Source organism: Shewanella sp. MBTL60-007, from assembly GCF_019654915.1.
GTDB lineage: Bacteria > Pseudomonadota > Gammaproteobacteria > Enterobacterales > Shewanellaceae > Shewanella.
In genome coordinates, this window is sequence record NZ_BPET01000095.1 from 1 (window position 1) to 10,522 (window position 10,522).

Here is a 10,522-nt window from a genome sequence, read left to right on the forward strand (position 1 = left end):
ATGGAAGTTTTGCGGCATTCTGGCTACACAATAACGAGGGAAGACTTGCTCGCGGCTGCAACCCTGCTTGCTCAAAATCTATTCAAACATGGTTGTGCTTTGGGGAAATTATGAGGGGATCCCTCAGAGCAAGGCGTGATTTAGGTAGCGCAGCGTTATAGTCTTCTTCACTGTGGTGATAACCCATGGCCAGAGCAACATCACATTGGTAACCACCTAACTCTTCTTTGAAGATTTCACCGATTAACTCGTTATCAACACCTTCCATTGTGGTGGAGTCTATTCCTAATCGAGCAAGGGTATGTAGTGTATTGCCTAAGGCTAAATAGGTTTGAGATTTGGTCCAAGCAGCATTGTTACCAGCCTCATCTGTATTCAGCTCTACGAAAGCATAGGCAGCAAATGCCTGCTCTCTATCTTCAGCTCCCATACGTCCGTCGTTAATACCTTTATCAATCACCTTGGCGTAATCGTCACGAGTGTATTTAGGGTTGTGAGCGAAGAGCACAATGTGCGATGCAGACTTAATATGAGGTTGGTTAAATTGAAACTTGTTGGCGAACGTATCATGCATACGTTGCTTAGCTTCATCGCTCTCAATTACGATGAACTTCCAAGGTTGTGAATTAATAGATGAAGCCGAAAGGTTCATTGCTTGATAGATCACATCAAGATCAGCTTGAGGAATACGCTTAGAAGCATCATAACGTTTTGTGGTGTAACGACTTTCAAGATCGGCAATAATTGGGTGAGTCATTTTAGTATCCTAATGTGGCATGGGAAACAATAATTTAGTGGCTGCTATCCTACCTGTATCTTAAGTATGGAAATAGTGTTTACATATTGATTTATTATCAAAATTATTTTGGTAATGAGCGTTTATTGTGTCGCTTTAGCTATATAGAGTTTGCACATGATATTGTTAAGTTACTGAATGCTCACAGCAGTTAGTTAGTTAGGGCATACGATGATGAATCCATAGCGTATGCCCCATAGACAGGTTGGGCTCTGTTTCTAGGCTTCAGGTATTATCTTATTAACTGATAAGTTTAACTGCCACAGCCATCAGAACTTCTGGAGTTGATATAGCGAACATCTTTAGCTCTGTCATAGTTGGCAGGATCGAGTGTGTCATGCTTTTTGATGAATTGATAAAGCATATCTGCATCAATAAAGCCTGTGTCTCTCGCCTTTTCCTTCAACTTGGGATACTTATTACCACCCGCAGCGTTATAGCTAGGGAGGGTAAATCGATATTTATCAGTGAGTTTGAATGGCTTGCCTCCAACAGTTTTGATGTCGACATCTTTAGCTTTACAGTCAACAATCATCTTGATGCCGCTGAAGTGGGCAAAGCCTCCAGAGCCACGAGTCTTAAGCGCAACCCTAGACAAATACTTCTTCAGTTCAGCCCCGTTCATCTCAGTCACCGTTACACTGTTAGAAAAAGGCTGCACCTTAAGCACATCACGATAGCGAATAGGCCCTTTTTTTATGGTGGCGCGAATACCACCTGAGTTCATGATCCCAAAATCTGCGGGGATAGGAAGCTGAGTTTGAGCGTGCGCAATCATCATCCCCAGAGGCGTAGCTTGGTAACGAACAACCTTACGCTTACCAATGAAGTCCGCCTTTGCAACGCCAATCTGCTCTCTCAACTTCAGCTGTCCATTACGCTGATAAGGGCGAAGCAGTTCAAGAGTCTCCTCATCCTTAGGTGTTAGCATATGAGGAGGATAGTAAGAACCAAACTTGGTTTCCGTATTCACCGGTACCAACTCGTAGTTTGCCAAATGTAGCTTACCGCCATAGTATTCAAAATCGGCGCGACCAACGAACTTGCCCCACTCGTAGGCTTGCATGATCCAAGTGCCATTTTGACGATCAGGCTTACAAGGCTCATCTCGACCATAATCTTCTACGTACTCACCAGTGTCGCCTTCCATACAAACTGGCAACTGTGAATGTCCGCCAATGATTGCTTGGATCTGGCCGGGTTTTAGGCTTTTAGCAAGAGCAACATCACCGGGCGCGTTACTACCATGTTTACCATTTTCATAGTGACCCATATGGGTAAGGCCAAAAACAAGATCCGGTTGATGCTTCTCTTCCAACTCTGCCAAAATATTTTTGGCCTCCGCTTGAGCAGAAGTGAATTTAAGATCTTTAACGAATTCTGGGTTACCTATCTCAGCAGTATGCTCGGTAGTCAGGCCAACTACGGCTAGCTTCAAGCCTTGAATCTCGAATAACGTGTAGGGTTCGAAGTAGCGTTGCCATTCACCATCTATTTGGCGATAGATGTTGGCCGATAACCAAGGAAATTTTGACCAGCCTCTCTGCTTATCCATGACCGTTAATGGATTATCAAACTCATGGTTACCGACGGCCATGGCATCATAACCAAGGTGGTTCATGCCGATAAAATCAGGTTCGGCGTCTTGCAGATCAGATTCTGGTACGCCAGTGTTAATATCGCCACCTGAGAGCAGTAACGTTTCCCCCCCTTGCTCTGTGACTTCTTTGCGAATTTGGTCGAGAATGGTTTTTCGCGCGGCCATACCATACTCACCTCTAGAGCCTTGCCAAAAACGGCCGTGGTGATCATTGGTATGAAGCAAGGTGAAGCGCTTGCAGTCATCACCAGCAGCTTGACAGGCGATAGATGCTGTCGTCTTAGGTGGCTCTTCCACCTTTTCCTTACCACAGCCGCTCAATGTTAACGCTAGAGCGATAGCTGAGCCGGTAAGAAGTAGGCTAGAAGGACGGAGTGAAGTATTCATAATAATCCTTCAAAATGATTCAGATAATCGTTGTCATTTGCCCTAATGGCTGATTTCTAATTCTGAATTCAACGCGCAAAAGGCGAGATGTAGACAACGTCTGTAAAGTTAAAAAAGCAGCACTCAGAGCGCTCCCAGTGCTGCTTTTTATAGGCTTAACTGATGATTAGCCTTGGCGGCGACGCCACCACATTAGAGGTAGCAGTAGAGTCATAAGGCCACCTAAACTACCCGCCCCATCAGGCTTAGTCCAACCAGTTTCTTCGGTGTTTTTCACCTCAATGCTAACAGACTTGCTGACGCTTTCTTCGTCAACGGTTGCCGTGAGTTCAAACACAAGAACTTGATCAATACTTACGCTAGGTGCGGTTACATTAAGTGTCAGGCCTGTAGCGGTAAACACTGCCGTGTTTCCAGATACCTGCTTCCAACTGTAGCTCGTGTCCTCTGGAGCATCCGCAACAGTCGCTGTGATAGACGTTTCATCACCTTCAGTCAGCTGAGTGTTGCCAGCAAACGTCACATCTAAAGTCAGAGGCACGTTAGTCACGAGCAGGCTAACAGCTTTAGTTGTTTCCAAAGCACCGTCGCTGATGGTCAAGATAAAGTTCAAAGCCTCGTCCGCTTTAACCATTGGCGCAGTCAGAGACAACATCGCCTTGTCGCCAACAAGGGTTTTTTCTTCACCAACAATCTGCTCCCACTTGTACGTAAGAGCAACACCTTCACCAGCTGTAATTTCAGATGCATCGATGGTATATGCAGCCCCTTCATTTACGCTCTCAGGAGTTACAATATCACCTTCGACTATCAAACCAGGGTTTGGATCGTCGCCACAGGCTGCACCATACACTTGCTGCACTAACTCAGGGCGGTCAATGAAGGGGTTACGGTTACCCTGATATTTATATACTTGGTTGTTACGGTTTTGCTCGTAGCTATCAATAGCGTCTAACTTATTCCAAGCATACAGAGTACAAAGCGTACCGATTAACGGTTCGCTATCCTCGGCAGTAGTCGTTAGGCGATCAACTGCAATTAGATCAGGCATATTGGTTGTAGCTGTATCGGTACCCTGATAACGAGTATCCATATACATGATCATACGAGCCACGTCGCCTTTCACCTCATCGCGAGGCTCCCAGCAGTCCGTAGTTTTGTCTAGGTAGTTACCCGTACCTTGACCGTTGAATAGAACCTCTTCACCAGTGTCGCTACACGCACCAAAGTCATTATTGCTTCGTGCAGTGTTGATCCCAGGATCTGCGGGGCGAAGGTGGTGGGCATCGGTATAGCCCCATTGAGTGTCGCTAGGGAAACCATGGCTTTTGGCCCAAACGTGCTCTCGGTTCCACTTACCAGCACCGCTACCACTCGTTTGGTTGTCGTACTTAGAAATAGAGGCACCCGTGTAGATCTCAATAACATTCTTATCATTGTCAGGATCTTGGTCAGCGTGGGTCAGTGTGCTCCAAACCTGCTTATAGGTCAGATACTTGTGATCTTTCGCAATGATGACTGACAAGGCGTTCTTAAGCTCATCAGCATTGGAAAAATCGCCACTTAATACATCAGAGTAATAGATTTCAGCGTTGAATGTAGTAGGGTCGGCAACCGGAGTCAGAGTTTCGCAATTAGTGCAAGGACCTGTTTCTGGCTCAGGCTCTGGAGGTGTAACTGAGCCATCACAGGCACTCTCACCAGCACAACCAAGACCGTCAGAGGTATCGACATCGAATACAGCCCACTGGTTGTTGGCTCCAGGGAAATCGGCTTCGGCAACAGTGTCACCTGTAGTGACATTGTCTTTACGACGTAGGGTCTTATTCGCCGTGGAGAAATTTGCATCGTTTGGATCAGTCCAAGCAGAGCCTGGATCTTCACCACGCTTACCGAAGCGATCGATAACCACATCGTCTTTGGTTAATACCAGAGCATCGTCACCGTTGAAGTATGTTACGGTAGAAGCGCTGCCTACTTTGAACTCATCAGCTGCACTAGCATTATGGAAAACAATACTCTTTCCCGGCTCCAGAGTGCCCGTCAGTGTCTCGGTATTACCTGGATCTGTTTTACCGTTGCCAAATAGCGTCAGTTTGTAAACATTGGCATCCAGATCAATGGCTGTACCACCTACGTTGGAGATTTCAATCGCTTTGTTACTGCTGCTGCCTTCGACATACTCGGTAATCAAGAGTAAGCCTGGAGTGGCTTCTGCGCTACAAGCGCTTTCACCTGTGCAGCCAAGGCCATCAGACGTGTCAGTATCAAACACTACCCACTGGTCATTACTTGGGAAGGCTGCACCAGCATCGGTATCACCTGTGGTAACACTGGTTTTGCGACGAAGCGTCTTATTAGCACTGGAGAAATCGGGGTTATTTGCATCGGTCCAAGCTGAACCTGGGTCCTCACCCAATTTACCAAAACGATCGATCACGGCATCATCCTTGGTTAACACAATGGCATCATCGCCATTGAACCAGGTAATCTCAGATGCAGTGCCGACCTTAAAGCCATCGCCGGCACTAGAGTTGTGGTAGACAATGCTCTTACCGGCATCCAGTGTGCCGCTCAACGTTTCAGTCTTTCCAACTGTCGTTTTGCCGTTGAAGTAAAGGCTTAGCTTGTAAACGTTGGCATCCAGATCTATGGTGCTGCCGCCTACATTGGATATCTCTAGCGCTTTATTGCTGCTGCTACCTTCTATGTACTCAGTAATAACTAGATTAGCATTGGCGGCGGTGGAAAGGGTGCCCAAAAACATGGCAGTCGCTGTGGCAACTGCACTTATTTTAATTCTCATAATGTTATCTCTTTTGAATCTTTTAAGGGAAGCGCACTGCCCGAAAGCAGGCGCTTCATTGTTGAGAACAACGCTTATTTGCGAAGACGACGGCGCATTGCTGCCAGCCCGAACAGGGATAACAAGCTGATGAAACCGCTGCTGCCAGCACTACCGTCACCACCTGTGTGATCGCTTTCTTCTTCTACAATGTCAGCAATCAAGGAGTCGCGGTTAGATACCTTCGCTAGGAAAGATTGCTCAGATCCTTCTACAAGTTTGCCGTCACGCTTTAGACTTACGGTCACATTGTAGAGAGCTGAAGGCGCACCAAAGACCTCGAAATTGACCAAGGCTGTGGTGTCATCAGAAAGGACTACATTAGGAAGCACCATTTGGCTCAAGTCTAAACGCTGTTCATCATCATCAGGACTCATTTTCACGGTCGCGACATCACCAGCTTGGGTCGTAATACCTGTTGGGATCTGGTAAGGAACTTTGATTAGCTTTCTCAGCTTTGGCAGGTTCAGAGGCACGTTAGCGTCCGCATCACCAGGCTTATAGCTCAGGGTAATCAGTGCTGGATCGTGATCTGATGCGCGATATATATCCTCTTTGTAGAACTTATGGGTTCCAGTACCGTCGATGGTACCTTTAAAGCGGTTTTGGTAGTCATACAGGCCAGTCTCTGCAGCATTAACATGCCAGTCAGTGGCATCAATCACTCGGTCTTTTAGAGAAGGCGAGATCAAGATGTGATCAAGCGAGCCAATTTCGTCACTGAAAGAGTAACTCCAAGGCGTCTTACCCTTCTCCATTAGCTTTTCACCGACGATATCGATGTAACCATAAGTTTTAGTGATGATGACTGGAGAGCCATCTTCGTTAAACTGAGGCTTAGGCCCAAGGAAAGTGTGGCTAGCGGTAACGATAGTCTTGTTGCGTGGGTTCTCGGTAAGAACTAATACAGGATCTTCTTTACCGTAGGCGTTTAAATCACCAAGGATAATCTTATCCCCAGGAACGTCTTCCATCTCTTCACCTAAGTGCACGGCACCGGCTACACGGAACTCAGCACAAGACCCTTGGTAGTCAAGGTCTGGCGCTGTACGGTTGTTCCAGGTTGTAGCATTACCAAACTCAACACCTTGCCATTCTTCCCAACAAGTAGAGCCTTTTGACTTAAGGTGATTTACAGCTAGCGTCAAGCGCTTGCCTGTTTGGTTAACGATAAAGGTTACAACCAAGGCGTCACGGTGGTAGTTCTGACCGTTCTCTAGAATTTCCTCGTTTTGATCTTTGATCACCTCACCTAAGTCGTTCACTATGGTCGGCGCTTTCTGTTGAGGCATTGGGATAACGCGAGTTCGCTCAATGCTCATCTTACTTGGTCGATATATGATGCCTGTAGCAATAGCGTCAGAACCAATGGCGTCAAGGTTATCCAACATTTGATTACCATTGTTGTCAAAGCCAACAAACACATAACGGTTCTCGGTAGAATTAGGGCCATTGTAATCCTGAGGCCTCTCATCCACATACTGGATATTGACCTGATTTACAATCTCAGCAATGGCACTCGCATCGCCAAAACCGTTATTTTCAATCTCCATCAGCGCCATGACATCGGCGTCCTGCGCACGAATAATTTCTACCAGCTTGGTTCTCTGGTTAATGTATTCATCGTAGCTATCTGCGCCTCGGCTCTGACCAAAATTGTTGTTGTCGCCACCGAAAGGAGAGTTAAAGAAGTTAAACAGGTTCTGACTAGAAATGCGGATAGCAAAATCATCATCAGCCACAGTATCTTGCAGATCTGGTGTCTCTGTACGCGGTAAATTGTGAATAAAATTATCGCTAGTTAACTGGTTGGTTATAGTCAGACTGTAGTCCTGATCATACTTATCAGTGCCTGGGATCAACTCAGTTTCATATTGACTGATCACACCCTGCGCGTTAATTAAACTATCGTCGATACGGATATAGTTAGTGTGTGGATCACTGTTAAAACCAGCGTAATAAGGCAACTCGGTGCCGTTGGACTTAGTGGCACTTTCAATCACTAAACGATAGTCATTGTTTTGCTCATAGGCCGCCTTTGACTCAGGGCTTCCCGCAACATTCAAATGGTTGGGCTGCAAGTTAGGACGCTTATAAGCCGCCACCATATTGTTGCGGTTATGCCCTTTGCTACTTAACAGGTAGTTGTAGCTGAAGCTGCGAGTAATACGCATATCTTGGTCGCCATCAGTCTGAGGATCTAGATCTGTAGGCAGGTTAACCAACATTCCTTCGTAACGCTCCAACGTCTTATCGAAAGAGCCGTTATCAGCGCTAATAACCTCAATATCGGTAGGCTGAGTTAAGATGTCAGTATCAGTAACGTTCCAGCTAAATGCCGTGTCTGCAGACAGTTGAGTCTGACCTTCAAATTCAGCTACTTTACTGCCAATACAAACTGTCTGACCTACTTTTAGAGCACCCGCAGCGCTAGAGCTAACAAAGATGCCATCGGAAGTCTCTGGATTGTTATCAGAGGCAATATTGCGAAGATAGAAACCTTCATTAGGAATAGATACCTTAGCTGAGACGATCCCCTCTACGGCCACTTTTTCATCTGATTCTGTCTTGCCTTCGGCAATTAAAGGTGAGGTAAAGCCTGTGCCTTGGACTTCGCTAGGAGACTTAATTTCACTCCTATCAGTTGGGCATGTGAAGATGTCCATGATGTCTTCAGCATCAGCGGCGGGCAGCTCTGACTTTCCTAAATCATCGAATCTCATTGGTAAGATGTTCTGCCACTTGGTTGCATCGAAAGTGCCTGATTGAGCTGGATTGTTGCCATCAGCTGCTTTTTTACGACGCAAAGTGGTATTTGGAGCCCACTTGCTAGTCTCATTCGCGGCTCCAACACGATCGATAACGGTATCACCATTTTTCAGGAAGAAACCGTCATCACTTGTCATAAACAGGTTGTTGTACTTATTGCTGCTGTCATAGGTAGAGATAACAACTGTGCCACCTTGAGTCGTAATGGCATTACGAAATTCTTCACTGGCTCTGCTATTAACTATCACCATAGAAGCGCCAGGAGCAAGCGTTTGGCCAGTCAACAGCGGCTTAGCATCGGCGTTAAGCAATTGGTTGTCGTATTTACCGCTAGAGCGTTGGTAAGCTGTAATGTCATCAGTGAAGGTGAAGGCATCAGAGCCTGTATTAGTGATTTCAACCGTGCCCATATTCGCATCGGTACTTTGGGTCATTTCAGTGATCAGCAAGTCTTCAACGCCAGCGTAGGCGCCCATGCTGATGGTGCTGGCAATGGCCAGCGATAGGAAACTTTTCTTCATAGTAGACTCTATAAAATTGAATTCAATTAGGACTAGAAGTACATACGCACGTATGCGTAGCCTGCTTCTGGGGCTTCGCCAACTCGGCCTTCTAAAGACAGCACAATGTCGCGAGCAGGACGATAGTTAAAACCTAAGCTGGCCCAACGACGCTCTTTTCCGTACTCAGGTGGCAGTTCAGAGTAGTCGTAGTTCGGACCGAGCAGATCCCAACCTTCATATTCTTCGTGGTTTAAGGAGCTGATTATTTCCCAGTGTTCATTCAGGTCGTATTTGGCACTGACCGTTATCCCGGTGTTGCGGAAGGTTTGATAATCTAAATGCACGTCACCGCTCTTACGTGTAGACAAGTCTTCATCTTCTAAAAAGCCATTCAAACCAATAGAGAATTCAGGCATTAGTTTCAGGCGTGCACCTAAACCAATTAGTTTCTGCTCACCATATTTACTGACGCCGTTAGAGCCGCCTCGAGTTTCTACGCCAACCACGACAGAAAGCAGATCAGACATCCACCCCATGTATCCATTAATGATGTCACCCTGCAGCGCACCGCTCTTGTGTTCACCATCGTATGAGTAAGAAGCACCAAAAATCAGATGTTCAAATTTAGCTTGGTACTTAACGGTATTCTCTTGGTCACCTGCTTCACCGGTTTCAATGGACTTGTTGAAGGTGAAATCACCGAAGTGGTCGTAATCGTCGAATGCTGTATCGGTCAAGCCGAGCTCGATCCACTGTTGTTCGGTAAAGAGATAGCCTACGTACAATTTGTCGATGGCCAACTCGAACTCACCGTCGCCACCAAGCCAATTACGGCGTTGGTAATCTAGCTCTAGACGATAAGTGAATTGTTGACGTTGACCTGTTACTCCCAGAGTCGCAAAGCTATCATCTACGTAGCCCTTGGTATCGTAGAACTCATCGTGGTTGTAATCTGCATGAGTATCAAAATGACCCCCTACGCCCACTTCACCATATAAGCGAACATGGTCACCTTGACTTTCACCTTCTAACACTACAGCGTTCACTGAACCAGCACTAAGCATAGTGACAATAGCGATCGCAATCGTTGATTTATTTAACATTGCTGTTACTTCCGATTAGTAATTTGTCAGCCTATATTTGAAGGCCAAACTCAAAATTAAAAATGTTTATTAGTAATATCTAAAGCTTATGGGTAGTCAGGTGGGTGGAGAGTTCGATGACGAAACTGTTGATATACTTGTTACATATTCCATGGAGCAACCCCTAATTTGTAATATTGCCGCTAATTTCCATTAACGTTCGCCGCGATTGTTGCAGAATTTTGTAACAAAAAAAAGAAGGGTTAATCACATTTGAAACGTATAAGCATTTGTTAAATAAAGAAAAATGAAGCCTCATTGGTTGCGGTGGAGAACAGGGTGGTGGCTTGGTGTTCTTATGGCCTAGAGAATCAGGCACTTAGGTCAGAACATTGGTGAGTGTTTTTTTGTATAAAATGATATGAAAATCAAAGAGATTTTTTTCTAAAAAAACTAAATTTTAATCATTTATCTGCTACAACAGGAGGATGTCAGCAAGACTTTAGCAACCCAAGCCAGAAAATGCGCTGTTCATAGTAA

The 10,522-nt window shown here is 45.7% G+C and carries 5 protein-coding genes; all 5 read right to left on the reverse strand.

All coding sequences use genetic code 11. The annotated features are described in order from the left end of the window. Positions 1-82 precede the first annotated feature (82 nt). Entirely contained in the window at positions 83-757 is a 675-nt protein-coding gene (locus K5Q92_RS22755; protein ID WP_220771121.1) for an NAD(P)H-dependent oxidoreductase, read from the reverse strand. A gap of 292 nt (positions 758-1,049) precedes the next feature. After that, complete coding sequence (gene ushA, locus K5Q92_RS22760) at positions 1,050-2,783, reverse strand: bifunctional UDP-sugar hydrolase/5'-nucleotidase UshA (RefSeq protein WP_220771122.1); 1,734 nt, start codon at positions 2,781-2,783, stop codon at positions 1,050-1,052. 166 nt (positions 2,784-2,949) lie between these two features. Next, the gene (locus K5Q92_RS22765; protein ID WP_220771123.1) at positions 2,950-5,589 is read right to left on the reverse strand and encodes an endonuclease; all 2,640 of its coding nucleotides are present in this window, start codon (positions 5,587-5,589) and stop codon (positions 2,950-2,952) included. Positions 5,590-5,663: 74 nt separating this feature from the next. Beyond that, entirely contained in the window at positions 5,664-8,918 is a 3,255-nt protein-coding gene (locus K5Q92_RS22770; protein WP_220771124.1) for an ExeM/NucH family extracellular endonuclease, read from the reverse strand. A gap of 32 nt (positions 8,919-8,950) precedes the next feature. Further along, the gene (locus K5Q92_RS22775; RefSeq protein WP_220771125.1) at positions 8,951-10,003 is read right to left on the reverse strand and encodes a porin; all 1,053 of its coding nucleotides are present in this window, start codon (positions 10,001-10,003) and stop codon (positions 8,951-8,953) included. Positions 10,004-10,522 lie beyond the last annotated feature (519 nt).